This is a genomic window from Mycobacterium sp. NTMscope_MAC_12 (assembly GCF_976985675.1).
This window is the reverse complement of the sequence record NZ_CDRJYY010000001.1, coordinates 1910518-1936625: the sequence shown is the minus strand read 5'-3', so window position 1 is coordinate 1936625 and position 26108 is coordinate 1910518. Positions and strand designations below refer to the sequence as shown.

General features: G+C 69.9%; 24 protein-coding genes and 1 pseudogene. 11 read left to right on the top strand and 14 right to left on the bottom strand.

Features of this window, described 5'->3' with window-relative positions; genetic code table 11:
- The 4 genes from pimB to AC0KS4_RS08965 form a co-directional block, all read right to left on the bottom strand.
- Nucleotides 1–1131, bottom strand: a complete 1131-nt coding sequence (gene pimB / locus AC0KS4_RS08980) for a GDP-mannose-dependent alpha-(1-6)-phosphatidylinositol monomannoside mannosyltransferase (protein WP_238957878.1) — start codon at nt 1129–1131, stop codon at nt 1–3.
- A 63-nt stretch (nt 1132–1194) separates the two neighbouring features.
- A complete protein-coding gene (locus AC0KS4_RS08975) occupies nt 1195–2010 on the bottom strand; it encodes a DUF4157 domain-containing protein (protein WP_238958040.1) in 816 nt (271 codons plus the stop codon).
- 58 nt (nt 2011–2068) lie between these two features.
- On the bottom strand, nt 2069–3211 hold the full coding sequence (gene ripC, locus AC0KS4_RS08970) for a peptidoglycan hydrolase RipC (protein ID WP_238957877.1): 1143 nt from the start codon (nt 3209–3211) through the stop codon (nt 2069–2071).
- Nucleotides 3212–3391: 180 nt separating this feature from the next.
- On the bottom strand, nt 3392–3646 hold the full coding sequence (locus tag AC0KS4_RS08965) for a hypothetical protein (protein ID WP_225330657.1): 255 nt from the start codon (nt 3644–3646) through the stop codon (nt 3392–3394).
- A gap of 107 nt (nt 3647–3753) precedes the next feature.
- Here AC0KS4_RS08965 and AC0KS4_RS08960 point away from each other — a divergent pair.
- Nucleotides 3754–5634, top strand: a pseudogene (locus AC0KS4_RS08960) (DEDD exonuclease domain-containing protein); the annotation flags it as partial.
- Here AC0KS4_RS08960 and trpD read toward each other — a convergent pair.
- Nucleotides 5572–6654, bottom strand: a complete 1083-nt coding sequence (gene trpD / locus AC0KS4_RS08955; RefSeq protein WP_238957876.1) for an anthranilate phosphoribosyltransferase — start codon at nt 6652–6654, stop codon at nt 5572–5574. The pseudogene AC0KS4_RS08960 and the gene trpD sit on opposite strands and share 63 nt — an antisense overlap.
- Before the next feature lie 140 nt (nt 6655–6794).
- On the opposite strand from trpD, the gene ctaE reads away from it, so the two are divergent.
- From ctaE to qcrB, 4 genes are read left to right on the top strand one after another with little or no spacing between them, the layout of a single operon-like run.
- Nucleotides 6795–7406: an aa3-type cytochrome oxidase subunit III gene (ctaE, locus tag AC0KS4_RS08950; protein ID WP_225330283.1), complete on the top strand. Its 612-nt coding sequence runs from the start codon at nt 6795–6797 to the stop codon at nt 7404–7406.
- A 29-nt stretch (nt 7407–7435) separates the two neighbouring features.
- Nucleotides 7436–8299 carry a cytochrome bc1 complex diheme cytochrome c subunit gene (gene qcrC, locus AC0KS4_RS08945; RefSeq protein WP_238957875.1) on the top strand — a complete coding sequence of 288 codons (864 nt, stop codon included), beginning with the start codon at nt 7436–7438 and terminating at the stop codon, nt 8297–8299.
- Nucleotides 8296–9519 (top strand): cytochrome bc1 complex Rieske iron-sulfur subunit, encoded by a 1224-nt coding sequence (gene qcrA / locus AC0KS4_RS08940; RefSeq protein ID WP_225330281.1) that lies wholly within the window; start codon nt 8296–8298, stop codon nt 9517–9519. The genes qcrC and qcrA overlap by 4 nt, the downstream gene beginning before the upstream one ends.
- A complete protein-coding gene (gene qcrB / locus AC0KS4_RS08935) occupies nt 9516–11204 on the top strand; it encodes a cytochrome bc1 complex cytochrome b subunit (RefSeq protein WP_238957874.1) in 1689 nt (562 codons plus the stop codon). Before qcrA ends, qcrB begins: the two co-directional genes overlap by 4 nt.
- Nucleotides 11205–11493: 289 nt before the next feature.
- On the opposite strand, the gene AC0KS4_RS08930 is transcribed toward qcrB, so the two are convergent.
- The 4 genes from AC0KS4_RS08930 to ctaC all read right to left on the bottom strand — a co-directional run bounded on the left by AC0KS4_RS08930 (nt 11494) and on the right by ctaC (nt 14784).
- Nucleotides 11494–12138, bottom strand: coding sequence for a DUF2561 family protein (locus AC0KS4_RS08930; protein WP_225330279.1), 645 nt, complete (start codon nt 12136–12138; stop codon nt 11494–11496).
- The gene (locus AC0KS4_RS08925) at nt 12138–13067 is read right to left on the bottom strand and encodes an MmpS family transport accessory protein (RefSeq protein WP_225330278.1); all 930 of its coding nucleotides are present in this window, start codon (nt 13065–13067) and stop codon (nt 12138–12140) included. Before AC0KS4_RS08925 ends, AC0KS4_RS08930 begins: the two co-directional genes overlap by 1 nt.
- A 189-nt stretch (nt 13068–13256) precedes the next feature.
- Nucleotides 13257–13676: a cytochrome c oxidase subunit 4 gene (locus AC0KS4_RS08920; protein WP_067172677.1), complete on the bottom strand. Its 420-nt coding sequence runs from the start codon at nt 13674–13676 to the stop codon at nt 13257–13259.
- A gap of 13 nt (nt 13677–13689) precedes the next feature.
- The gene (gene ctaC / locus AC0KS4_RS08915) at nt 13690–14784 is read right to left on the bottom strand and encodes an aa3-type cytochrome oxidase subunit II (RefSeq protein WP_225330277.1); all 1095 of its coding nucleotides are present in this window, start codon (nt 14782–14784) and stop codon (nt 13690–13692) included.
- Between the two features lie 145 nt (nt 14785–14929).
- On the opposite strand from ctaC, the gene asnB reads away from it, so the two are divergent.
- Complete coding sequence (asnB, locus tag AC0KS4_RS08910; protein ID WP_238957873.1) at nt 14930–16897, top strand: asparagine synthase (glutamine-hydrolyzing); 1968 nt, start codon at nt 14930–14932, stop codon at nt 16895–16897.
- A gap of 141 nt (nt 16898–17038) precedes the next feature.
- Here asnB and AC0KS4_RS08905 read toward each other — a convergent pair whose 3' ends face one another.
- Entirely contained in the window at nt 17039–18013 is a 975-nt protein-coding gene (locus AC0KS4_RS08905; protein WP_225330275.1) for a carbohydrate kinase family protein, read from the bottom strand.
- Between the two features lie 183 nt (nt 18014–18196).
- Here AC0KS4_RS08905 and AC0KS4_RS08900 point away from each other — a divergent pair, with 183 nt between their 5' ends.
- A complete protein-coding gene (locus AC0KS4_RS08900) occupies nt 18197–18889 on the top strand; it encodes an Rv0361 family membrane protein (RefSeq protein ID WP_238957872.1) in 693 nt (230 codons plus the stop codon).
- 79 nt (nt 18890–18968) lie between these two features.
- On the opposite strand, the gene AC0KS4_RS08895 is transcribed toward AC0KS4_RS08900, so the two are convergent.
- Together AC0KS4_RS08895 and AC0KS4_RS08890 are read right to left on the bottom strand one after the other, a co-directional pair.
- A complete protein-coding gene (locus AC0KS4_RS08895; RefSeq protein WP_225330273.1) occupies nt 18969–19325 on the bottom strand; it encodes a HesB/IscA family protein in 357 nt (118 codons plus the stop codon).
- A gap of 96 nt (nt 19326–19421) precedes the next feature.
- The gene (locus tag AC0KS4_RS08890) at nt 19422–20498 is read right to left on the bottom strand and encodes a glycerate kinase family protein (protein WP_225330287.1); all 1077 of its coding nucleotides are present in this window, start codon (nt 20496–20498) and stop codon (nt 19422–19424) included.
- A gap of 251 nt (nt 20499–20749) precedes the next feature.
- Here AC0KS4_RS08890 and AC0KS4_RS08885 point away from each other — a divergent pair, with 251 nt between their 5' ends.
- From AC0KS4_RS08885 to AC0KS4_RS08870, 4 genes are read left to right on the top strand one after another with little or no spacing between them, the layout of a single operon-like run.
- Nucleotides 20750–21373: a DUF3043 domain-containing protein gene (locus AC0KS4_RS08885; RefSeq protein WP_225330286.1), complete on the top strand. Its 624-nt coding sequence runs from the start codon at nt 20750–20752 to the stop codon at nt 21371–21373.
- 27 nt (nt 21374–21400) lie between these two features.
- Nucleotides 21401–21937, top strand: coding sequence for a bifunctional adenosylcobinamide kinase/adenosylcobinamide-phosphate guanylyltransferase (locus tag AC0KS4_RS08880; protein ID WP_238957871.1), 537 nt, complete (start codon nt 21401–21403; stop codon nt 21935–21937).
- Nucleotides 21934–22998 carry a nicotinate-nucleotide--dimethylbenzimidazole phosphoribosyltransferase gene (gene cobT / locus AC0KS4_RS08875; protein WP_238958039.1) on the top strand — a complete coding sequence of 355 codons (1065 nt, stop codon included), beginning with the start codon at nt 21934–21936 and terminating at the stop codon, nt 22996–22998. The genes AC0KS4_RS08880 and cobT overlap by 4 nt, the downstream gene beginning before the upstream one ends.
- Nucleotides 22995–23756, top strand: coding sequence for an adenosylcobinamide-GDP ribazoletransferase (locus tag AC0KS4_RS08870; RefSeq protein WP_238957870.1), 762 nt, complete (start codon nt 22995–22997; stop codon nt 23754–23756). The genes cobT and AC0KS4_RS08870 overlap by 4 nt, the downstream gene beginning before the upstream one ends.
- 45 nt (nt 23757–23801) lie before the next feature.
- On the opposite strand, the gene AC0KS4_RS08865 is transcribed toward AC0KS4_RS08870, so the two are convergent.
- Complete coding sequence (locus AC0KS4_RS08865; RefSeq protein WP_238957869.1) at nt 23802–24908, bottom strand: branched-chain amino acid aminotransferase; 1107 nt, start codon at nt 24906–24908, stop codon at nt 23802–23804.
- Nucleotides 24909–24963: 55 nt separating this feature from the next.
- Complete coding sequence (gene gcvT / locus AC0KS4_RS08860; RefSeq protein ID WP_238957868.1) at nt 24964–26067, bottom strand: glycine cleavage system aminomethyltransferase GcvT; 1104 nt, start codon at nt 26065–26067, stop codon at nt 24964–24966.
- Nucleotides 26068–26108 lie beyond the last annotated feature (41 nt).

Below are 26108 nucleotides of genomic sequence, written 5' to 3'. Positions count from 1 at the left end.
CTATCCGAGCAGCTCGCCCAGCCGTGCCGCCAGGGTGTCCCAGCGCCACTGGGCCGTCACCCATTGGCGCCCGGCCGCGCCCATCGCGGCGCCCCGGTCCCGATCCGTCAGCAACTCGGCGACGGCGTCGGCGATTTCGGTCACCGAGCAACCGTCGACGACGAGCCCGGTTTCGTTGTGCCGCACGGTTTCCGGGGCTCCCCCGGACTTTCCGGCGACGACGGGCACGCCGCTCGCCGAGGCCTCCAGGAACACGATGCCCAGCCCCTCGACGTCCAACCCCGCTCCGCGGGTGCGGCAGGGCATCGCGAACACGTCGGCCAGCGCGTGATGCGCGGGCAGTTCGGCGGCCGGTACGCCGCCGGTGAAGATCACCTCGTCGGCCACCCCGCAGTCGCGGGCCAGCGTCTGCAGCGATTCCAGGTAGGGTCCGCCGCCGACGATGACCAGGGCGGCCCCGTCGACGCGCCGCCGGATCGCGGGCAGGGCCTTGATGAGCATGTCCTGGCCTTTGCGCGGCACCAGCCGGGACACGCACACCACGGTGGGCCGCTCGCCCAGCTGGTAGCGCTGACGCAACTCGGCGCGGGCCGCCGGATCGGGCCGGAACTTGTCGGTGTCCACCCCGGAGGGCAGGTATTCCAGCGACGCTTTCGGCCCGAAGGCCGGCGCGAACCGCGACCGCGTGTAGCGGCTGACGAACGTGACGATGTCGGTGTCGTCGCCGATGCGGCGCAGCACGGACCGCGCGACCGGCAGCATCGACCAGCCGACCTCGTGACCGTGCGTGCTGGCCAGCACCCGATTCGCCCCGGCCCCACGAGCTCGCCGGGCCAGCAGCGCCAACGGCGCGGCCGCCCCGAACCAGACGGTTTCGATCCCGTGGTCGGCGATCAGCCGCCGCATCCGGGCGTCGACCGCCGGGCCGGGCAGCATCAGGGTGCCCGGATGGCGCACCACGCGGTAGCCGGCCGCCTCGTCGTATGCCTCGGCGCCCGTCCATTCCGGCGCGTACACCGTCACCGAATGCGACCCGGCCTCGACGAGTCGACCGACGAACTCACCGAGGTATGACTGGATGCCGCCCCGGCGGGGCGGAAAGTCGTTGGTTACCAGCAGGACCCGACTCACCTGCGACAGGCTAGCGTGGCGGCGCTGCGGCCCGCGCACACGGCCCGAGCCGGGCGGCGCGCGCTAGTGCGTCAGCCACTGGCGCCAGGCGGTGAGCAGGCCCGCCTCGCTGGTGTCCAGCACGTCGTGGGCGGCGGTCGCCATGTCGGCGCGCCGGATGCCGCAGGTCGCCAGGTAGAGATCGTGCAGCTTCGGCGCCCCATAGGCCTCGGCCACGAACCGGGCGAACAACCAGGCGCGGTCATAGGCCAGCGAGCGCGGCGCGCCCGGCACATCCAGCTCGCTGTCCGACGGCAGCGTCATCGGCAGCATCCCCTCGGTGGGTACCGGCGTCGGGGGCCGGCCGACGAAGTCGGCGACGCCTTCGGTGAGCCAGCGGGGTGCGTCGGCGACGGTGTCCGCGCGTGCGGCGTAGTGAAAAAGCTCGTGGGCCAACACGATTCGCAGGGACGCCGCACTCATGTGGGCGGCGCCCGGCGCGAACACGATCCGCTGGCCGAGGGCGACCCGGTGAACGGGATCGACCCGGTCGGAGACGGTGGCGGCGGCGATGTCGGCCCACTGGGCGGGCGGTCCCCCGCCGGCGGCGGCGCGAAATTCCTCGTCCGTGCCCGCGGCGACCACCGAGATTTCGCGCGCCCAGTCGACGCCCCAGAACGCCTCCACGGCGGTGATCGCGTTGCCCATGTCGGAGGCCACGCGCGACAACAAGCGCTCGCTCGACGGGCCGCCGAGCCCCAGCAGCCGGACGGTGCGGTAACCGACGACGATCGACTTCGTCGTGGCACTGACCTGGCTGCGCGCCGGCGTGATCAGCTGTGGGGGCCGGATCCGGCTGTTGCGTTCGGCGCCGAACGGCACGGCCGCGGCCACGATCAGCTCGACGACGAAGACCCAGGCCAGCAGTATCGGGAGCCGCCGCCGCAGCGCGGGATGTCTAGTAACGGCGGGCGTCGTAGATCGGGCCCGAGGAGTTCATCGGCACGACCTGTACCGGCACACCGTAGGTGGAGGAATGGATCATCATGCCGTCGCCGATGTAGAGGCCGGCGTGTGAGGCATCGGAGTAGAAGGTGAGCACGTCACCGGGCTGCAGGTCCGACAGCGACACCGGCTGGCCGCCGTGGGCCATCGCCTGGCTGGAGTGCGGCAACGAGATGCCGGCTTGCTGGAACGCCCACATCACCAGCCCGGAGCAGTCGAACCCGCCGGGCGCGGCGCCGCCCCATACGTAGGACGAACCCACCTGGGTCAGCGCGGCCTGCACGACGGTGGCGCGGTCACCGCCGCCGACCCCACCGGGAGCCAGACCGGGCATGCCGCCGGGAGGCGGAGCCTCGCCGGGCGCCTGCCCGACGCCCGGGGGTGCCGCTTCCGGCGCCGGGGCGCCGGGGGCCGGCGCCGCCGCGGGGACGGCCGGTGCGGGATTGGCGAGCGCGGTGCGCTGGTCGGCGGTCAAGGACATGTATTGCGACTTGACCACCGCGATCTGCACCTGCAGCTGACTTTGCTTGGACTGCAAGCTCGCTCGCACCGCGGCGGCCTGCTCGGCGGCGCTCTTGGCGTCGGCGGCGGATTTCGCGGACTCCCGCTCGGCCTTGGCGGCCTGCTCGCCGGCGATCCGGTAGCTCTTCATCTGGTTGGCCATCTGCGTGGCCATCACCCGCTGCACCGCGAGCTTGTCGATCAGCCCCTGCGGCGAGCCGGCGGTCAGGATGGCCTGCATGCCGTCGACGCGGCCACCCATGTAGGCCGCGGCGGCCAGGTTGTTGACGGAGTTCTGGTACGACGCCAGATGGGTCTTCGCCGCGTCGACGGCGGCCTGGTCGTCGTTGTGCTTCTTGTCGGCCGCGCGCTGGGCGGCCAGCTTGTCGTTCAGGTCGAGCTGGGCGCTGTGCATCGCCTCGGTGGTCTGTTCGGCCTGGCGGGACAGCTCGTTGAGTTTTGCCATGGCGTCTTGGGCCGGGTCCGCCCATGAGGGGGCGGTCACCATACCGCACAGAATCGCGAAGCCAGCTAGCGTCCCTAGGGCCGAACGTGTCAGGACACGCGCAACCAGACACCTAGAGTCAAGCCTCAAGATTTGCTTCCTTAAACGGCCATCGACGAATCCAGGTCGTCGAGCGGGTTTAGGTCTCAAACAGGTTACGAAACGATATCGGCGTTTGTCCAAAGCGGGCGGTTAAGAAATTAGAAAGAATTCTGTCATTTTCATGTGATCCAGTCCGCCTGACCCGAGGGCCTTTGGCGGACAAGGAATTTAGGCTACACCAGATCCGCGGTCCCGACGAATCGGAACGAGGCGAAGCCGCGGCGCCAGGCCGACCTCGGCGAGAACTTCCAATGCCGCTTGTTCGTCCTGCAATAAAGTATCCGGGACCCCGAGTATCACGCTGACCACACAGTCGCGGCATCCGGGTCCGCGCACCGCGCAGTCGTCACAGTCGATCACCACCGGCGCGCCCGGCTCTGGCGGCGGCAACGCGACGTTGGTGGGTCCATTACTCGGTGCCATCGGGATCCGTCCTCTCGGTCTTGCTCCGACGAACATCACGCCGGTCAGCCCGAACGCTAACCGCGGGCACCGACATCTCCCCGCGGCCGCGGCGTGGATCGCCGCGGATGTCGGTCGTCGTGCTTAACGTCACCCCCGTGGCTGCACGTGGCGCGACTCAGCTGAGCTTCGCCGACGTGGGGTCGCCCTTCACGCCCGACGAGCTCTCGTTGCGCGACACCACCTTCGTCGTGGTGGACCTCGAGACCACCGGCGGACGCACCAAAAGCACGGCCGGGACGGTGCCGGACGCCATCACCGAGATCGGGGCGGTCAAGGTGCGCGGCGGCGTGGTGCTCGGCGAGTTCGCCACCTTGATCGATCCGCAGCGCAGCATCCCGCCCCAGATCGTGCAGCTGACCGGCATCACCACGGCGATGGTGTCCGACGCGCCGACCATCGACGCCGTGCTGCCGATGTTTCTGGAGTTCTCCCGCAACGCGGTGCTGGTCGCGCACAACGCCGGCTTCGACATCGGCTTCCTGCGCGCCGCCGCCCAGCGGTGCGACATCGCCTGGCCGCGACCGCAGGTGCTGTGCACCGTCCGGCTGGCCCGCCGGGTCCTCAGCCGCGAGGAGGCCCCCAGCCTGCGGCTGGCCTCCCTGGCGCGGCTGTTCGCCGTCACCACCCAGCCCACCCACCGCGCCCTCGACGACGCCCGCGCCACCGTCGACGTGTTGCACGCCCTCATCGAGCGGGTGGGCAACCAGGGCGTGCACACCTACGCCGACCTGCGCGCGTATCTGCCCGACGTGACACCGGCGCAGCGGAGCAAACGGGTTCTCGCCGAGGGGCTTCCGCACCGGCCGGGGGTGTACCTGTTCCGCGGACCGGCCGGCGCGGGGCCCCCGCGTAGCTGGGGAGTGCTCTACATCGGCACCGCCGTCGACCTGCGGCGGCGGGTCTCTCAGTACTTCACCGGTGCCGATCCGCGCGGCCGCATGAAGGAGATGGTCGCGCTGGCCGGCGCGGTCGACCACGTCGAGTGCGCCCACGCGCTGGAGGCCGGCGTGCGCGAGTTGCGGCTGCTGGCCGCGCATGCCCCGCCCTACAACCGCCGATCCCGGTTCCCGCAGCGCTGGTGGTGGGTGGCGCTGACCGATGAGGCCTTCCCCCGCCTGGCGGTGGTGCGCGCACCGCGCCACGACCGCGCCGTCGGCCCGTTTCGGGCCCGCGCCGACGCCGCCGACACCGCCGCCCTGCTGGCCCGCTTCACCGGGCTGCGAACCTGCACGAACCGCTTGGGCCGCTCGGCATTACACGGACCGCTGTGCGCCGAGGCGGAGGTGTCGCCGTGCCCGGCCGCCCGCGACGTGACCGCCACGCAGTACGCCGCGGCCGTCGCGCGCATGGCGGCGTTGGTCGACGGCGCGGACAACACCGCGCTCACCGCCGCCGTGCGCCACGTCGCCGCCCTCGCCGAGCGGCGTCACTTCGAGAGCGCCGCGCGGCTGCGCGACCGCACCGCCGCCGCGGTCGCGACGCTGTGGCGCGGTCAGCGGTTGCGCGCCCTGGCCGCGCTGCCCGAGCTGGTCGCCGCCGCGCCCGACGGCCAGGGCGGCTACCACCTCGCCGTCATCCGCCACGGCCAGCTCGCCGCCGCCGGCAACGCCCGGCGGGGGGTGCCACCGATGCCCGTCGTCGACGCGATTACCGCTGGCGCACAAGCGATTCTGCCCGCGCCGGCCCCACTGGGCGGCGCGCTGGTCGAGGAGACCGCGCTGATCGCGCGCTGGCTCGACGGCCCCGGCGTGCGCATCGTTCGGGTCGAGGGAACGGGGGACGGCGCGGGGTGGGCGTCGCCGCTGCGATCCGCCGGCGCCTGGGCGGCCTGGGCGGAGGCGGCGCGCTCGGCGCGGCTCGCGGCCGAGCAGGCCCTGCGCGATTCAGACCTGCTGGCCGAACCGCACCCATCGCGCGAGCAGCTGTTCGGCCGCGCCGGAATCGATGGCCTTGGCGGCGCGGGCCAACCCGTCCTCCCACGCCGGCAACCATTCGGCGCGACTGGATAACCCGGCGTGGGCCACGATCGCGCCGGCCGCGTTGAGCACGACGGCGTCGCGCACCGGCCCCTTGCCACCGGCCAGCACCGCCCGCACCTCCGCCGCGTTGGCCTGCGCGTCGCCGCCCAACAGGTCGTCGAGGTCGGCCCGGGGGAACCCGAAGCCGGCCGGGTCGAACGTCAGCCTGTCCACGGTGCCGGCCTGCACCCGCCAGATCGTGCTGGTGGTCGTGGTCGTCAACTCGTCGAGCCCGTCGTCGCCGTGCACCACCAGGACGCTGGACCGGCGGGCCGCGAACACCCCCGCCATCACCTCGGCCAACTCGGCGAACGCGCAGCCGATCAAACCGGCGCGCGGCCGGGCCGGATTGGTAAGCGGCCCAAGGAGATTGAACACCGTCGGCACACCGATCTCCCGGCGCACCGCGGAGGTGTGCCGGTACGACGGGTGGAACAACGGCGCGAAGCAGAACCCGATGCCGAGCTCGGCGAGGCTGCGGGCCACGTCCTCGGGACCGAGGTCGATGCGAATGTCGAGCGCCTCGAGCGTGTCGGCGCCCCCGGACAACGACGACGCCGCCCGGTTGCCGTGTTTGACCACCGGCACGCCCGCGGCGGCCGTCACGATCGCCGCCATCGTGGACAGGTTCACGGTGTTGACGCCGTCGCCGCCGGTTCCGACGATGTCGACGGTGTCCTCGGGCATCCCGCCCTCGGGCATCGGCAGCGCGTGGGCGAGCATGACCTCGGCCAGCTCGATCACCTCCGCCGACGTGGGCACCTTCACCTGCATCGCGACCGCGAAGGCCGCGATCTGGGCGGCGCTCGCCTCGCCGGTCATGATCTGGTCCATGGCCCAGGCGGCCTGCCCGCGCGTCAGGTCCTGACCGCCCGTCAGCCGAGCCAGGACGCGCGGCCACGAGGTTGCGGACGCGCCGGACGGCGAAACCTCAGATGACAAAGCCACGCGCCGATGGTCCCACGCTGACCACACCAGCCCCAACCGTCGGCCCCGAGCGGCCCCGCACACACGCGCGCGCGACGCGCCAGACATCAAATTGCGCCCCGGGTGGAGATCAACAACTACAAAGCGTCATACTTGCGGATGTGACCAGCGCTGTCGGGACCTCAGGTACTGCCATCACGTCGCGCGTTCATTCGCTGAATCGACCCAACATGGTCAGTGTCGGCACCATCGTCTGGCTTTCCAGCGAGTTGATGTTCTTTGCCGGCCTGTTCGCGATGTACTTCACCGCGCGTGCCCAATCGGGCGGAAAGTGGCCGCCACCACCGACCGAGCTGAACCTGTACCAGGCCGTCCCGGTGACCTTGGTGCTGATCGCGTCGTCGTTCACCTGCCAGATGGGGGTGTTCGCGGCCGAGCGCGGCGACGTGTTCGGGCTGCGCCGCTGGTACGTGATCACCTTCCTGATGGGCCTGTTCTTCGTCCTCGGGCAGGGCTACGAGTACTACCACCTGATGGGTCACGGGACCACGATCCCCGGCAGCGCCTACGGCAGCGTGTTCTACCTGGCCACCGGGTTCCACGGCCTCCACGTGACCGGCGGTCTCATCGCCTTCATCTTCCTGCTGGCCCGCACCGCGATGAGCAAGTTCACCCCGGCGCAGGCTACGGCCAGCATCGTCGTCTCGTACTACTGGCATTTCGTCGACATCGTGTGGATCGCGCTGTTCACCGTGATCTATTTCATCCGATGAGCAGGCGCTGGACGAACAGGAGTGCTCGGTTGAAGAAGCTGGGGTCTACCCGATCCGGTTCGCGGAGCGGTCAGCCGCAACAAGCGCAGCGTGACCGCTCGCGACGGCGGCTGCGCCGCCGCTTGTCGGGCGGGTTGCTGCTGCTCATCGCGCTGACCATCGCCGGTGGTCTGGCCGCCGTCCTGACCCCCCGTCCGCAGGTGGCCGTCGCCGACGAATCGAACTCGGCGCTGCTGCGGACCGGCAAGCAGCTCTTCGACACGTCGTGCGTGTCCTGCCACGGCGCCAACCTGCAGGGCGTGCCCGACCGCGGCCCCAGCTTGATCGGCGTCGGCGAGGAAGCCGTCTACTTCCAGGTGTCGACCGGCCGGATGCCGGCGATGACCGGCGAGGCGCAGGCGCCCCGCAAGGAGCCGATCTTCGACGAGGGGCAGATCGACGCGCTGGGCGCCTACGTGCAGGCCAACGGCGGCGGCCCCACGACCGTGCGCAACCCCGACGGCAGCCTGGCGATGCACTCGCTGCGCGGCGAGGACCTCGGCCGCGGCGGTGACCTGTTCCGGCTCAACTGCTCGTCGTGCCACAACTTCACCGGCAAGGGCGGGGCGCTGTCGTCCGGCAAGTACGCACCGGACCTGGAGCCCGCCAACGAGCAGCAGATCCTGGCGGCCATGCGGACCGGTCCGCAGAACATGCCGAAGTTCTCCGACCGCCAGCTGTCTTTCGAAGCCAAGAAGGACATCATCGGCTACATCAAGGCGGTGACCGAAGAGCGTCAGCCCGGCGGCTACGGCCTGGGCGGATTCGGGCCCGCACCCGAGGGCATGGCCGCCTGGATCATCGGGATGGTCGCCGCGATCGGGCTGGCACTGTGGATTGGGGCACGCGCATGAGCGACACCGCTAAGCAGGGAAACGTTCGCGGCTCCGACACCGGCGGGAGCCCCCAGGGCGCCGGCGCGAAGGAGCCCGACGACGCGGCGCTGGCCGCGATGTCGCAGCAGGAACTGGTGGCGCTGGGCGGCAGGCTCGACGGCGTCGAAACCGTGTTCAAGGAAAACCGTTGGCCGGTCGAGGGCACCAAAGCCGAGAAGCGCGCCGAGCGCGGCGTCGCCCTCTGGCTTTTGCTGGGCGGCGGGTTCGGGCTGGCGCTGCTGCTGATCTTCCTCTTCTGGCCGTGGGAGTACAAGCCCAAGGAGGACCCGGGCAGCTGGCTCTACACGCTGACCACTCCGCTGTACGGCCTGACCTTCGGGATGTCGATCCTGTCGATCGGGATCGGCACCATCCTGTACCAGAAACGCTTTATCCCCGAAGAGATTTCGATTCAGGACCGGCACGACGGCGCCTCGCGCGACGTCGACCGCAAGACGGTGGTGGCCAACCTGGCCGACGCCTACGGCGGCTCCACCATCGGGCGGCGCAAGCTGGTCGGGCTGTCGCTGGGCGTGGGCCTGGGCGCGTTCGGCCTGTCCACCCTGGTGGCGTTTGCCGGCGGCCTGATCAAGAACCCGTGGAAGCCGGTGGTGCAGACCGCCAACGGCAAGAAGGCGGTGCTGTTCACCTCCGACTGGACCCCGCGCTACCGCGGCGAGACCATCTACCTGGCGCGCGCCACCGGCAGCTTCGCCGGGTCGCCGTTCGTCAAGATGCGGCCCGAGGACATCGACGCCGGCGGCATGGAAACCGTCTTCCCGTGGCGGGAGTCCGACGGTGACGGCACCACCCCGGAGTCGCAGGAGAAGCTGCGCGCGATCAACCAGGGTGTGCGAAACCCCGTGATGCTCATCCGAGTTCGCCCCACCGACATGCACCGCGTGGTCAAGCGGCAGGGCCAGGAAAGCTTCAACTTCGGTGAGCTGTTCGCCTACACGAAGGTCTGCTCGCATCTGGGTTGCCCCGCGTCGCTGTACGAGGAGCAGTCCTACCGCATCTTGTGCCCCTGCCACCAGTCGCAGTTCGACGCGCTGCACTTCGCCAAGCCGATCTTCGGGCCGGCGGCGCGGGCGTTGGCGCAACTGCCGATCACCATCGACACCAACGGGTATTTGGTCGCCAACGGTGACTTCATCGAGCCCGTCGGACCGGCATTCTGGGAGAGGACGACAACATGAGTCCCAAACTGAGTCCCCCGAAGATCGGCGACGTCCTGGCCCGTCAAGGCGAGGACATCGACACGCGCTACCACCCCTCGGCGGCCGTACGCAGACAGCTCAACAAGGTGTTCCCCACCCACTGGTCGTTCCTGCTGGGCGAGATCGCGATGTACAGCTTCATCGTGTTGCTGCTCACCGGGGTGTACCTGACGTTGTTCTTCGACCCGTCCATGGGCGAGGTCACCTACAACGGCGCCTACCAGCCGCTGCGCGGTGTGGACATGTCGAAGGCTTTCGCGTCGACGCTCGACATCTCCTTCGAGGTGCGCGGCGGCTTGTTCGTCCGTCAGGTCCACCACTGGGCCGCGCTGATCTTCTCGGCGTCGATCATGGTGCACCTGGCCCGCATCTTCTTCACCGGCGCGTTCCGCCGGCCGCGTGAGGCCAACTGGGTCATCGGTTCGCTGCTGCTGATCCTGGCCATGTTCGAGGGTTACTTCGGTTACTCGCTGCCCGACGACCTGTTGTCGGGCATCGGGTTGCGCGCCGCCCTGTCCTCGATCACGCTGGGCATGCCGGTGATCGGCACCTGGCTGCACTGGGCCCTGTTCGGCGGTGACTTCCCCTGCGGCGGCGTCGGAAACGAATGCGCCACAGCGGGTTACATCATCCCCCGCATGTACGCCCTGCACATCCTGCTGCTGCCCGGCATCATCCTCGCGCTGATCGGGCTGCACCTGGCCATGGTGTGGTTCCAGAAGCACACCCAGTTCCCCGGACCGGGCCGCACCGAGCACAACGTGGTCGGCGTGCGCGTGATGCCCGTGTTCGCGGTCAAGTCCGGCGCGTTCTTCGCCGCGATCGTCGGCGTGCTGGGGCTGCTGGGTGGTCTGCTGCAGATCAACCCGATCTGGAACCTGGGGCCCTACAAGCCATCTCACGTCTCGGCGGGCTCGCAGCCGGACTTCTACATGATGTGGACCGAAGGCTTGGCCCGTATCTGGCCGCCGTGGGAGTTCTACTTCTGGCACCACACCATTCCGGCGGTGGTGTGGGTGGCGCTGATCATGGGCGGGGTTTTCGTCCTGCTGATCATCTACCCGTTCCTGGAGAAGCGGTTCAGCGGTGACTACGCGCACCACAACCTGCTGCAGCGTCCGCGCGACGTGCCGGTGCGCACGTCGATCGGCGCGATGGCGATCGCGTTCTACATGGTGCTCACGCTGAGCGCGATGAACGACATCATCGCGTTCAAGTTCGACATCTCGCTGAACGCGACGACGTGGATCGGCCGCATCGGCATGGTGATCGTTCCGCCGATCGTCTACTTCGTCACCTACCGGTGGTGCATCGGCCTGCAGCGCAGCGACCGCGCGGTGCTCGAGCACGGCATCGAGACCGGCATCATCAAGCGGCTGCCGCACGGCGCCTACATCGAGCTGCATCAGCCACTCGGCCCGGTCGACGACCACGGCCACCCGCTGCCGCTCGAATACCAGGGCGCGGCGCTGCCCAAGAAGATGAACAAGCTGGGCTCGGCCGGTTCGCCGGGCAGCGGCAGCTTCATGTTCGCCGACCCGGCGTCCGAGGACGCGGCATTGCGAGAGGCGGCGCACAGCTCCGAGCAGCGCGCCCTGACCGCACTGCGCGAACACCAGGACAGCATCGCGGGTTCGACGAACGGCGAGTCCGGCAAGCACTAGCGCGGCCAAGCCCGGCTCCCCATCGGCCCCGGTGGCCGACGCGGGAGCCGGGCAATCCAGCACCCCGCAATCGGCCACAAGCGCGCGAGACATCAGGCATTGCGACGACGCCCGGCGTGTCGTCGCATTGCTTATGTGTCGATGATCTACGTGTCGGCGGCGGTATCGCGTCGTCGAGTTGAGTGGCGGCGCGCGGACCCGCCGCGCCTGCGCTCCCCCGCGAGATATCGCTTAGGAGCGTGCGAAGCCCGATGCCGACGAAACCCTCTGCGCTAGGCGGCGATACGCGTCAGCGCTCGGCGATCACGCGGCGCAGCTGCCGGATATGCAGCCACTCGACCGCCGGCATCGCGGCGGTGATGGCGCCGGCGAACACATACGACACCCAGGACGCGCCGTCGTGGCCGACCGCCATCAGGTAGGTCGCCGTCGCGACCGCGATCAGCGCCGCACCCATGGTGCCGGTCAGTATGACCGTGCCGCGCAACCAGACTCGGTCGACCGTCTCGCCTGACCACTCCGCGTCCGTTTTCTGCGGCGTCGCCTGCACCGTGGCCTGCCGCGCCCGCTCGGCCGACGTGCGCGGCGCCTGAGACATCAGGCGCACCGGCGGCCGGTTCGGCGCGGTCATGGCCCGGGCGGCCGGCTCGGACTGAGACATCCGCCGGGCCCGCAACAGTATTGGGATCGCGCCCGCGATGATCAGCGCGGAAACGATGATGACCGCGTACAACACCCAGGTCGTGTGGGGGCTGCTGGCCGATTTGTGAAAGCCCCTGCCCAGGTCGGTGAGTGCGACGGCCGCCGCCACGCTGACGCCCAGCAACACCAGGTAGACGGCGGCGCAGGCGCCGAGCAGGATGCGGTCGATCACCTCGGGCGCGATGGTGTCGTCGCCCATCCCGCGGCGATACGCCGAATACTTGCTGACCATCAGCAGCTCGTCTGCGGCGAGTCGTTGCTGTTCGACGACAGCACGGTTCCGTCGCTGGTCGTGATCGAGCAGTTGAGCCTGCTGACCCGGAACAGGCTGGAGGCCTCCACCGAGCCCACGTCCGATTGCGAGATCGGGGTGACGGTCATCGACCAGGGGATGTACACGTTGTGCTGGGTGCGCCGCCGCCCGGACGCGTCGACGTAGGTCACCGAGATGATGTCGCCCGGGGCCTTGGTGCCGGTCACCGAGTAGGTGACTTGCCGCGGCCCGGTGGGTGTCGTGGGCGGCGGAGGCGCTGCCGCCGTGGAGGTCGCCGGCGGCGCCGGGGCGGGTGCGGGCGGGGGCGCCGGTGCCGGAGAAGGCGTCACCGTCACAGTCTGGGTCTCCGTTGCTGTCGGGGGCGGTGGCGGTTCGGTCGTGGGTGGGGGCGGCGGCGGGGGCGGTTTGGTGGTCGTGATCTCGTCCTGCATCGGCGGCGTGGACGGGGCGGTGGTGGTGTTCGGGTTGGCCAGCTTGGTGGTGTCGGTGCGGGCGAACAACAACGACACCGACACGACGAGTGCGATCGCGGCCACGATCGCGGCGATCCCCACCACCCATGGCCAGCGCGCGGTGCTGCGTTCGTCGTCGTCCTCGGCTTCTTCGTAGTCCTCGTAGTCGTAGAGCCCCAGATCGGCGGGCAGGTAGGGGCCGCTGGTGAAGTGCTCGGACTCCGGAGCCGAGTAAGCACGCGAATATGCGTCGGTCTGGTCGGCGGCGGGCAGTTCGGCGCTGTCCTCGAAGGGTTCTGCCGCGCCCTCGACGTCGTGGTCCGCGCCGGGCTCCCCGGCGTCAGCGGGCTCGTCACCGGCGTCGGGGTGGTGGCTGATCGGGTCGACAGGATCGGGTTCGTCAGGTTCCCATCCCGGGGGTTTCGACCCGCTCATTTCTGCCCTTTGCCTACCCTGTTCGACTGCATCACCTGCGCGTAAAACTCCGCGGTCACCTCGTTGCCGGGCGCGCTGGGAAACTTCTCATTGCCTGGGCGAAACACTACCGAACCGAAAACGGGCAGAGCCGCCGTGGCGAACAGCGCAAGCGATCACGTGATCGGATTGTGACCTTTATGCCGCGAATCAGTGCTTCTCAGGACCCAGGTAGTACTCGAAGACCAGTCCGGCCACCGACGTCAGGACGAACATCACCCCGGCGAAGATCAGCCACGGCAGCCACAGCCCAATGCCCACCGCCACCACCGAGCCCGACAGCGCGATCAGGATCGGCCACCAGCTGTGCGGGCTGAAGAAGCCCAATTCCCCTGCTCCGTCGCTGATCTCGGCGCCTTCGTAGTCCTCGGGCCGGGTGTCGAGCCGCCGCGCCACGAACCGGAAGAAGGTGGCCACGATCAGCGCCAGGCCGCCGGTCAGCGCCAGCGCGGTGGTGCCCGCCCACTCCTCCCCTCCGGTGGCGAACAGCGCGGTCAAAACCCCGTAGAGCACCGCAACCACAAAGAAGAACCCGGCGATGAACTCGAATAGCCTGGCTTCGATATGCATTTGGTTTCCTAACCTACTGGCTCAGCTGGCCACGGCGGCTGTCGAACGGGTGCGTGGTAACCGCGGCCGGAGGTTGTCCGATCGCCTGCAGCGCCGCGGCGTTGCTCTTGCCGTCCATCCGCTGCTGTAGATAGGCCTTGAAGTCGTTGGGCGACACCACGCGAACCTCGAAGTTCATCATCGAGTGATAGGTGCCACAGAACTCGGCGCAGTGGCCCACGAACGCCCCCGGGGTGTTGATCTCTTCGACCTGGAAGACGTGCACGGAGTTGTTCGCGTCGGCGTTCGGGATGACGTCGCGTTTGAACAAGAACTCCGGAACCCAGAAGGTGTGGACGACGTCGGCGGACGCCAGATCGAATTCGATGCGCTTGCCGGTCGGCAGCACCAGCACCGGGATCTCGTCGCTGGTTCCCAGCGTCTCGACCTTGTCGAAGTTCAGGTAGGTACGGTCCGAGGTGTTGAGGCCGCGGACGGGGCCGACCAGCTCTTCGCCGTGTGCGTCCTTGCCTTCCGGCTTGGACACCATCGCCTTCTTCCGGGCCGGGTCCGCACCGTCGTAGGTCAGCGTGCCGTCTTTGAACGCGACGCGCTGATACCCGAACTTCCAGTTCCACTGGAAGGCCGTGACGTCGATCACCACTTCGGGATCCTTGGCGATGTGCAGCATCTTTTCCTGCACCACGACGGTGAAGTAGAACAGCACCGAGATGATGAGGAACGGCGTCACCGTGAGCGCCAGCTCCAAGGGCATGTTGTAGCCGAATTGGCGGGGCAGCTCGGTGTCGGTCGCCTTTTTGCGATGGAACGCCGAGGACCAGAAGATCAGGCCGTAGACGATGACGCCGACGACCAGCGAGGCGATCACCGCGCCGATCCACAGCTCCCGGTTCAGGTGCGCCTGCGGCGTGATGCCCCTCGGCCAGCCCAGGGCCAGCGCGTCGGCCCAGCTGCTGCATCCGCTCAGGAACATCGCGAGCACACCCAGCGTCACGGCCAGCGCCAGCGGCCGCAGACGGCGGGAAAGACCCGTGGCAGAGCCTCCAGGACGGCGCTGAAACCTACCCTGCGACAAAGGTTGCGAACGGTCCTGCTCGCGAGGGGTCACGTTGGCGCCTCCTGCTCGGATATCGAATACTACGCAGCGTAGACCACGCGCCTGAGCCGGGCGACGAAACCCCGGCCCGCCAGTCACGCGACGTGCCGGGTCCGACGTCCACGAGCGGTCGCGAAGTGCGGCATACTGGGGCGCCGTGTGTGGTCTGCTGGCGTTCGTTGCCGCCCCCGAGGACGGGGACAAGGAGGCGGCCGCGGCCCGCGCCGACGATGCGATCGCGCGCGCGTCGCATTCGATGCGCCACCGCGGGCCCGACGAGCCGGGCACCTGGGTGGATCCGGACACCGACGGCTCGGTCGTGTTCGGCTTCAACCGGCTGTCCATCATCGACATCGCGCATTCGCATCAGCCGCTGCGCTGGGGGCCGCCGGAGGCGCCCGACCGTTACGTGCTGGTGTTCAACGGCGAGATCTACAACTACCTGGAGCTGCGCGACGAACTGGCCACCCAGCACGGCGCGGTCTTCGCCACCGACGGCGACGGCGAGGCCGTCGTCGCCGGCTACCACTACTGGGGCACCGATGTCTTGACCCGGTTACGCGGCATGTTCGCCTTCGCGCTGTGGGACACCACCACCCGCGAATTGTTTTGCGCCCGGGACCCTTTCGGCATCAAGCCACTGTTCATGGCGACCGGCGCCGGCGGCACCGCCGTGGCCAGCGAGAAAAAGTGTCTGCTGGATCTGGCCGGGTTGGTCGGCTTCGACACGGGCATCGATGACCGGGCGGTGCAGCACTACACCGTCTTGCAGTACGTGCCCGAGCCCGAGACGTTGCACCGCGGGGTGCGCCGGCTGGAATCGGGCTGCTACGCGAGGATTCGTCCCGACCGCCTGCAACCGGAGGTCACCCGGTACTTCGCGCCGCGGTTCGCCGCCACCCCGATCGTCCGCGGCAGCGAGCAGGCCCGGTACAACGAGATCACCGCGGTGCTCGAGGACTCGGTGGCCAAGCACATGCGCGCCGATGTCACCGTCGGGTCATTCCTCTCCGGGGGGATCGACTCCACGGCCATCGCGGCGCTGGCCATCCGGCACAACCCGCGGCTGATCACCTTCACCACCGGCTTCGAGCGGGAGGGATTCTCCGAGATCGACGTCGCGGTGGCCTCGGCGGAGGCGATCGGCGCGCGCCACATCGCCAAGGTGGTCACGCCGGACGAGTTCGTCGCCGCCCTGCCCGAGATCGTCTGGTACCTCGACGAGCCGGTCGCCGACCCGGCGCTGGTGCCGCTGTTCTTCGTGGCCCGCGAGGCCCGCAAGCACGTCAAGGTGGTGCTGTCCGGCGAGGGCGCCGACGAGTTGTTCGGCGGCTACACGATTTACCGGGAGCCGTTGTCGCTGAAGCCCTTCGACTATCTGCCCCGGCCGCTGCGGCGGTCGATGGGCAAGGTGTCGCGGCCGCTGCCGGAGGGCATGCGGGGCAAGAGCCTGCTGCACCGCGGCTCGCTGACGCTCGAGGAGCGTTACTACGGCAACGCCCGCAGCTTCTCCGACGCGCAGCTGCGCGACGTGCTGGCCGGCTTCCGCCCGGAGTGGACCCACACCGACGTGACCGCGCCGCTGTACGCCGAATCGGCGGGCTGGGACCCGGTGGCCCGCATGCAGCACATCGACCTGTTCACCTGGCTGCGCGGCGACATCCTGGTCAAGGCCGACAAGATGACCATGGCCAACTCGCTGGAGCTTCGGGTGCCGTTCCTGGATCCCGAGGTGTTCGCCGTGGCGTCCCGGTTGCCCGTGGAGGCCAAGATCACCCGCACGACCACCAAGTACGCGCTGCGCCGCGCGCTGGAGCCGATCGTCCCCGCGCATGTGCTGCACCGGCCCAAGCTGGGGTTCCCGGTGCCGATCCGGCACTGGCTGCGCGCGGGCGAGCTGCTGGAGTGGGCCTACGAGTTGGTGGCGTCGTCGCAGGCCAGTTCGGTCGTCGAGTTTGTCGACCTGGACGCCGTGCGCCGGATGCTCGACGAGCACCGCAGCGGCGCCGGCGATCACAGCCGCAGGCTGTGGACGCTGCTGATCTTCATGCTCTGGCACGCGATCTTCGTCGAGCACAGCGTGGTGCCGCAGATCAGCGAGCCGCTGTATCCGGTGCAGCTCTAGGCCCGGCCCGGCCTGGGCTTCGAGTGTGAATCCTGGGCTTTCATCGTGAACCCTGGGCGCGGCTTGTCGGCGTGTCGCCGCCGTCAGCTCACACGCGACGCCGTGAGTTCACACTCGAGGCGGCCCGGGCGAGAAATGGCGTCAGCCCAGCACTCCGGCGATCTCGGCGGCCGCCTCGTCGCCGTAGGCGTCGGCCAACCGCGTCTTGGCGGCCTCGCGGTCCCACGCCCACTCCTGGGTTCCGGTCGACTCCAGCACCAGCACGGCCACCAGCGAGCCCAGCTGCGCCGACCGTTCGAGGTTCAGCCCGGCGCTACGCCCGGTGAGGAAGCCGGCCCGGAACGCGTCGCCGACGCCGGTGGGGTCGGTCTGGCTGGTCTCGGGGACCACGCCGACGTGGGTGGTGGTCCCGTCGCGCTCGACGATGTCGACGCCCTTGGCGCCGAGTGTCGTCACCCGCAGGTCCACCTTCTTCTGGACGTCGGCCTCTGACCAGCCGGTCTTGGAGAGCAGCAGCTCCCACTCATAGTCGTTGGTGAACAGGTAGGCCGCGCCGTCGATCAGCTTGTCGATCTCTTCGCCGGACAGGCGGGGCAGCTGCTGGGACGGGTCGGCGGCGAACGGCAGGCCGAGCTTGCGGCACTCCTCGGTGTGCACCACCATCGCGTCCGGGTCGTTGGCGCCGATGATCACCAGGTCGGGTTTGCCCACGGACGATGCGACGTCGGCGAGCTTGATGTTGCGGGCCTCGGACATGGCGCCGGGATAGAACGACGCGATCTGGGCCATGTCCTCGTCGGTGGTGCACACGAAGCGCGCGGTGTGCGCGGTCTTCGAGATCAGCACGTGGTCGCAGTTGACGCCGTGGCTCTGCAGCCAGTCGCGGTACTCGCCGAAATCGTCACCGGCCGCGCCGACCAGCGCCACGTCGCCACCCAGCACACCGATGGCGAAGGCGATGTTGCCCGCCACGCCGCCGCGGTGAATCACCAAGTCGTCGACCAGGAAGCTCAGGGACACCTTCTGGAGGTGCTCGGCCAGCAGGTGCTCGGAAAACCGGCCGGGGAACCGCATCAGATTGTCGGTCGCAATCGAACCTGTCACCGCGATCGTCACGAAATCTCCACCCTTCGTTAGTAAGGTTATCTAGCTTACTCACGCGCCCAGGACCGTCGTCGCGTGCACGGTCGCCGCAAGGTCTGCGCTAGCCTCCCTAGGGAACTCACTCAAGTCGCCGGGATCACAATGCTTGGGCCGCAACCCGCTTGCAGTCCCGTCTACCACCGTAGGAGAACCACGATGGCAGGCCCGCACTCGCCGAACCACCCTGTCGGCGGCGGCAGCGGCGGACCGAGCGGACATGAGCGCCCCGGCGAATCCCAGCCACTCGAGTTCCCCGATGACCCCAACGCCGCCGGCCCGGGCTTCGCCCCGGCTCCGCAAGCAGGACCGCCGTCGGCCAATTATGCCGGGCCGCCAACCGGACCGGCGCCGTACCCGCCGCCACGCTCCAAGCGGCGGCTGATCGTCGGCGTGGCGCTGGCCATCGCGCTCGTCGCGGTACTGACCCTGGCCATCGTGTACGGGGTGCGCACCAACGGGGCCAACACCGGCACCACGTTCTCCGAGGCCACGGCGAAGACGGCGATTCAGGGGTACCTGGACGCGCTCGAGCACCGCGACGTCAACGAGATCGCCCGCAACGCGCTGTGCGGCCTCTACGACGCCGTCCAGGACAAGCGATCCGATCAGGCGCTGGCCAAGCTCAGCAGCGACGCGTTCCGCAAGCAGTTCTCCGAGGTGGAGATCACCTCGATCGACAAGATCGTGTACCTGTCGCAGTACCAGGCTCAGGCGTTGTTCACCATGCGGGTCTCGCCGGTGAGCGGCGGCCCCATGCGCGGGCCGGTGCAGGGCATCGCGCAGCTGCTTTTCCAGCGCGGCCAGATCATGGTGTGCTCGTACGTGCTGCGCACCGGGGGCTCGTACTGAGTTTCGCTCGCCGCGAGCCTGCAATGGCCGACAAGCCCTACTCGGGGAATGCGTCGCCAGTTGCAGTCTCGCGGTGAGGTCAGTTGAACGAGTCGCCGCAGGCGCAGGATCCGCCGGCGTTGGGGTTGTCGATGGTGAACCCCTGCTTTTCGATGGTGTCCACGAAGTCGATGGACGCGCCGTCGACGTAGGGCGCGCTCATCCGGTCCACCGTCAGGGTCACACCACCGAACTCCGCGATCAGGTCGCCATCCAGCGACCGGTCGTCGAAGAAGAGGTTGTAGCGCAGCCCAGCGCACCCGCCCGGCTGGACCGCGATGCGCAGCGCCAGGTCGTCGCGACCCTCCTGGTCCAGCAGCGACTTGGCCTTGGTGGCGGCGGCCTCAGTCAAGATCACGCCGTGGGTCTTGGCGTTCGCCTCGTTTTGCACCGTCATTGCTTCTCCTACATGCCTCATTGTTGAGTGGGACCGATCATGCCCGGCACCGCCGACTTGCGCCGAGCGACCCGGACTGCCGGAAAGTCCACACCATCAACGGTACCTTGCAGGACCGCTATTCCCGAGTCGCGCCGCCACAACGGAGGCCAGACCCATGAGCTGATTGGCCGCGTCGGCCTGCGCCAGTCGCACCGATCCGGCGTGTTCGGCGATGGACAACGCGGCCATGATGCCCGACGAGCGCACCGTCGCGTTGTCCAGATCGACCTGGCCGGCCAGCACCACCACCGGGATCCCCCGCGGCCGGGCCGCGTCGGCCAGAAAGCCCACCACCTTCCCGTGCAGGGACTGCTCGTCGAAGCGGCCCTCGCCGGTGACGATCAACTCCGCCGTGTCGAGGTCGTCGGACAGCCGGGTGTGTTCGGCGATGATGGCGGCCCCGGACTCACACCGCCCGCCCAGGGCGAGCAGCCCGGCGCCGATGCCGCCGGCGGCCCCCGCGCCCGGCTCGGCGCTCACGTCGCGTCCGGCCACCGCTTCCAAGATGAGCGCCCACGCCTGCAGCCGCACTTCCAGCGCCGCGACGGTGGCCGTGTCGGCGCCCTTCTGCGGCCCGAACACCCGCGCCGCTCCCCACGGGCCCAGCAGGGGGTACTCGGTGTCGGAGGCGGCGATCAGCTCCACGTTGCCCAGCTGGCGGCGCGCGGTGTCCAGGCCGCCCAGCTCGGCGATCATGCCCTGGCCGCCGTCGGTGCACGCGCTGCCGCCCAATCCGACGACGATCCGCGTCGCCCCCACCCGCAGCGCCTCGGCGATCAGTTGGCCCACGCCTTTGCTGTGGGCGGCCATGGCGGTCTCCGGGGTGGGCCGCCCGCCGATCAGCGTCAGGCCGCAGGCCTGGGCGCACTCCAGGTAGGCGGTCGCCGACCCGGGATCGAAGACCCATTCGGCCTCCACCATGGCTTTTAGCGGCCCCGACACCCGCAACCGGCGCATCTCCCCCAGCCTGCTGGCCAGCACCTCGACGAAGCCCGGCCCGCCGTCGGACTGCGGCGCGACGATGAACCGGTCGCCCGGACGCGACCGGGTCCAGCCGGTCGCGATGGCGGCGGAGGCTTCCAGGGCCGACATGCTGTCGGCGTAACAGTCCGGGGCCACCAGGACTTGCATCGCGGGTAGCTGAAGACGGCCGGGGGCCAGGCCGGGGGCAGCATCATCCGAGGCCATCGACCCGTCGTCCATCAAAGGCAGCCGTTCATCACGTGTAAGACTAGGGCCAAGTGAGGCACTAACGCAGGTCTAATAGCAAGGCATTCCAGGCGAATTCCGGCGCGCGTCGTCCGCGAAGTAACCTGGCCCCTGTGAAGCTTTTGGGCCGCAAGAAGGGCCAGGACACCGACCTCGACGACAGCGTCGCCGCGTTGGCCGCCTCCGACGTTGCTGGCGCCGCGGATGACACACCCCGCCGGACCGGGCCCAAAGGGCGCCCCACGCCCAAACGCAACGAGGCCCGGCGCAACGCGAAGAAGGGCCCCGTCGCGCCCGCACCCATGACCTCAGCGGAGGCGCGGGCCCGGCGCAAATCGCTGGCCGGTCCCAAGCTCAGCCGCGAGGAGCGCCGCGCCGACAAGACCGCGAACCGCGCGCGCATGTCGGAGCGCCGCAATCGCATGATGGCCGGCGAAGAGGGCTACCTGCTGCCGCGCGACCAGGGCCCGATCCGGCGCTACGTGCGTGATGTGGTGGATTCCCGGCGCAACCTGTTGGGCCTGTTCATGCCGTCGACCCTGTTCTTGATGTTCGCCATGTTCGGCGTCCCCCAGCTGCAGCTCTGGGTGTCTCCGGCGATGCTGGCGCTGATGGCGGTGATGAGCGTCGACGGCCTGATCCTGGGCCGCAAAGTCAGCAAGCTGGTCGACACGAAGTTCCCCAACAACACCGAAAGCCGTTGGAAGCTGGGTCTTTACGCCGCCGGCCGCGCCTCCCAGATGCGCCGGCTGCGGGCGCCGCGGCCGCAAGTCAAGCATGGCGCCAGTGTCGACTGACCCTCGCCTGAAGGCCGGCTGACGCCGGTGCGCACCCTGGTGCTCGGCGGGATCAGGTCGGGCAAATCACGGTGGGCGGAGGAGGCCATCGCCGCGGGGTTGCCGCCCGGCCGGCCGGTTCATTACCTGGCCCCGGGGCCCGCCGGTGACGACGATGCGGCCTGGGCGCATCGGGTCGCCGCGCATCGTCACCGTCGGCCCGCTCATTGGTCGACGATCGAAACCCAGGACATCGCAACGCAATTGCGCGAATCCCCGCACACGCCCACCCTGGTCGACGACCTCGGCACCTGGCTGACCGCCGCGATGGACCGCGACAACGCATGGGAGGGCGGCTCGGTGGCGGCGACGGTGGATGACGTGCTGTGCGCGGTCGGCGCCTTCGCCTCGACCCTGGTGCTGGTCAGCCCCGAAGTCGGGCTGACCGTCGTGCCGACCACCGCGTCCGGGCGCCGATTCGCCGACGAGCTCGGCAGCCTCAACCAATGCCTGGCCCGGCTGTGCGATCGGGTGGTGCTGGTGGTGGCCGGGCAGCCGGTGCCGATCAAGCCGTCGGGGGCCTGATGGAATTCGCCCCCGTGTCGCCGCCCGACGCGGGCGTCGCCGCCGCCGCCCGCGCCCGCCAGGACACCCTCACCAAGCCGCGCGGCGCGCTGGGCCGCCTCGAGGACCTGTCGGTGTGGATCGCGTCGTGCCAGGGGCAATGCCCGCCAAGGCAATTCGAGCGCGCCCGGGCGGTGGTGTTCGCCGGTGACCACGGTGTCGCCCGGTCGGGGGTGTCGGCGTACCCGCCCGAGGTGACCGCCCAGATGGTCGCCAACATCGACGCCGGCGGGGCCGCGATCAATGCGCTGACCGGCATCGCCGGGGCCAGCGTGCGTGTCGCGGATCTGGCGGTCGACGCCGACCCGCTGAGCCCGCAAATCGGCGCCCACAAGGTGCGCCGCGGCAGCGGCGACATCACCGTGCAGGACGCGTTGAGCGACGACGAGACCGCGCGGGCGCTCGCGGCCGGCGCGGCCATCGCCGACGAGGAGGTCGACGCGGGAGCGGACCTGCTAATCGCCGGCGACATGGGCATCGGAAACACCACGGCCGCAACGGTTTTGGTGGCGGCATTGACCAACGTCGAGCCCGTGGTGGTGGTGGGCTTCGGCACGGGGATCGACGACGCGGGGTGGGGACGCAAGACCGCCGCGGTGCGCGACGCCCTGTTCCGCGCGCGCCAGGTGCTGCCGGATCCGGTCGCGCTGCTGCGCTGCGCGGGCGGCGCGGATCTGGCCGCGATGGCGGGCTTCTGCGCACAGGCCGCCGTCCGGCGCACGCCGCTGCTGCTCGACGGCATGGCCGTGACGGCGGCGGCGCTGGTGGCCGAGCACCTGGCTCCCGGCGCTCGCATGTGGTGGCAGGCCGGTCACCGGTCCACCGAGCCGGGTCACGCGTTGGCGCTGACGGCACTGGATTTGGACCCGATCCTCGACCTGCGCATGCGGCTGGGCGAGGGAACCGGCGCCGCGCTGGCGCTGCCGGTCCTGCGTGCCGCGGCGGCCGCCCTGTCATCGATGGCGACGTTCACCGAGGCCGGCGTGTCCAACCGCCCCGAGCCGCCCCCTCCCCCGCCGTGATCCGTTCGCTGGCAACGGCTTTCGCGTTCGGGACGGTGCTGCCCGTCCCCGGTGCCCGGGCCGCGCCGATGGGCCGCGGCGCCATGACGGCGCTGCCGGTGGTGGGCGCGGCCCTGGGGGCGCTGGCCGCCGCCGTCACCTGGGGTGGGGAGCTGGCCTTCGGCCGGTCCAGCCCGCTGCCCGGACTGCTCGCGGTCGCCGCACTGCTGCTGATCACCCGTGGCCTGCACGTCGACGGCGTCGCCGACACCGCCGACGGCCTGGGCTGCTACGGGCCGCCGCAGCGCGCGCTGGCCGTGATGCGCGAGGGATCGACCGGGCCGTTCGGGGTGGCCGCCGTCGTCGTGGTGGTGCTGCTGCAGGGGCTGGCGTTCTCGGCGCTGGGAGCGCGCGACGCGGTGCACGGCGCCGTCGCGATTGTCGTGGCGGTCGTCGCCGGGCGGGTCGCCGCGGTGCTGGCCGGTCACCGCTCGATGCCGGCGGCCGAGGGCAGCGCGCTGGGCGCCGCGGTCGCCGGGAGTCAGCCGACGGTGGTGGTGACGGCCTGGGGCGCGGTGCTGCTTGCGATTTCGCTGGCGGCCGGGCCGCGGCCGTGGCAGGGGCCGGTCGCCGTGCTGCTGGGCCTGGGCTGCTGCGCGGTGCTGGTGCGGCACTGCGCGCGCCGCTTCGGTGGCATCACCGGCGATGTGCTGGGCGCCGCGATCGAGTTGACGACGACGGTGTGCGCGGTGGCGCTGGCGGGCCTGGTGCGGTTGTAGCGCGCCGAGCGCCCGGCTGGCGGGGCGCTCGGGCGGCAGGGCCGCCTACCCGAGCCGGGCCATCCAGCCGTGGGTGTCGGCGAAGGTGCCCCGCTGAATCCCGGTCAGCGTGTCGCGCAACGCCATCGTCACCTCACCGGGCTGGCCGTCGGCGATGGTGAACTCGGCGTCGCCGTACTTCACGTGCGCGACGGGTGTGATGACCGCGGCGGTGCCGCAGGCGAACACCTCGGTGATCTCGCCGGCGGCCGCCTTCTTCTGCCATTCGTCGATATCGATCTTGCGTTCCTCGACGGAGAATCCGGCGTCAATGGCCAACTGCAGCAACGAGTTCCGCGTGATCCCGGGCAGCAGCGAGCCGGACAGCTCCGGGGTGACCAGCCGCGCCGACCCGCCGCTGCCGAACACGAAGAAGATGTTCATCCCGCCCATCTCTTCGACGAAGCGCCGCTCGACGGCGTCCAGCCACACCACCTGGTCGCAGTCGTTGGCCGCGGCCTCGGCCTGGGCGGACAGCGAGGCGGCGTAGTTACCGCCGAACTTGGCCGCGCCGGTGCCGCCGGGGCTGGCCCGCACGTACTCGGTCGACACCCAGACCGTGACGGGGCTGATGCCGCCCTTGAAGTAGGCACCCGCCGGCGAGGCGATCAGCAGGTAGCGGTATTGCCGGGAGGGCCGCACACCGAGCCCGGGCTCGGTGGCGATGACGAACGGCCGCAGATACAGCGCCTCTTCCCCGCCGGCCGCCGGGACCCAGGCGTTGTCGACGGCGATGAGCTGGCGCAGCGATTCCATGAACAGCTCTTGGGGCAGTTCGGGAATCGCCAGCCGCCGCGCCGACGACTGCAGCCGGGCGGCGTTGGCCTCGGCGCGAAACGAGACGATCGAGCCGTCCGCCCAGCGATACGCCTTGAGGCCCTCGAAGATTTCCTGCGCGTAGTGCAGCACGATCGACGAGGGGTCCAATTCGATCGGGCCGTAGGGGACGACACGCGCGTCGTGCCAGCCCCGGCCGTCGTCGTACTCGATCGACACCATGTGGTCGGTGAAGTATTTGCCGAAACCCGGCTCGGCCAGGATGGTTTCGCGTTCGGTGTCGGTCGCCGGACGTGTCGAGCGCGAAACCGTGAACTCGAGGGAGCCACTGGTCATCCGCTGATTGTATATCCGCCTGCCGAATCGGATTTCGCCCGCGCAGGCGGCGCGGCTAGCGGGTTTTCACCGCGACGAACGGCGGGCGCACCACCTCGCAGGCGGCGGGACGGCCGCGGACGTCGACGGTGATCTCCTGGCCGTCCTCGACCCCGGCGTCGGTGTCGATGAGCGCGAGCGCGATGCCAGCCTGCAGCGTCGGGGAGAAGGTGCCCGAGGTCGTCACCCCGACGGGGGTGTCGCCGGCCAGCACCGTCTGCCCGGCGCGCAGCACGCCACGGCCGACCATCCGCAGCCCGCGCAGCAGCCGCCGCGGCCCGGCCTCCTTCTCGGCCAGCAGGGCGTCGCGGCCGAAGAACGCGTCCTTCTTCCAGCCGATCGCCCAGCCGCAGCGGGCCTGCAGCGGGGAAATGTCGAGCGACAGTTCGTGCCCGTGCAACGGGTAGCCCATCTCGGTGCGCAGCGTGTCGCGGGCACCCAGGCCGGCCGGCTCGCCGCCGGCCGCGCGGACCGCGGCGGCCAGGGCGTCGAACACCACCCCGGCGGACTCCCACGGCGGCAGCAGCTCGTAGCCGTGCTCGCCGGTGTAGCCGGTGCGGCAGACCCGCACCGGCACGCTCGCGAACTCGGTGTCGGCGTAGGCCATGTAATCCATGTCGGTGGGCAGGCCCAGCTCGCCGAGCACGTCGGCCGATCGCGGCCCCTGCACCGCCAGCACCGCATAGGAGCGATGCAGGTTGGTGATGGTCAGTTCGGGTGGCGCGGCCGCCTGCAGCGCCTCGACCACGGCGGCGGTGTTGGCGGCGTTGGGCACCAGAAAGATCTCGTCGTCGTCGACGTAGTAGGCGATCAAATCGTCGACGACTCCGCCGGATTCGGTGCAGCACAGGGTGTATTGAGCCTTGCCGGGCCCGATCCGGTTGAGGTCGTTGGTGAGCGCGGCGTTGACGAACCGCGCGGCGCCCGGCCCGCGCACCGACGCCTTGCCCAGGTGGCTGACGTCGAAGAGGCCGACCGCGTTGCGCGTCGCGTTGTGCTCGCTGACCGTGCCCGCATACGACACCGGCATCAGCCAGCCGCTGAATTCGGCGAAGCTGGCACCCAGGTCGCGGTGACGGTCTTCTAACGGTCCGTGCAGAAGGTCGGCTTCGTTGCTCACGACTCTTCACCCTAAGGGGCCGCGACGGGCGGCCCGTTAGG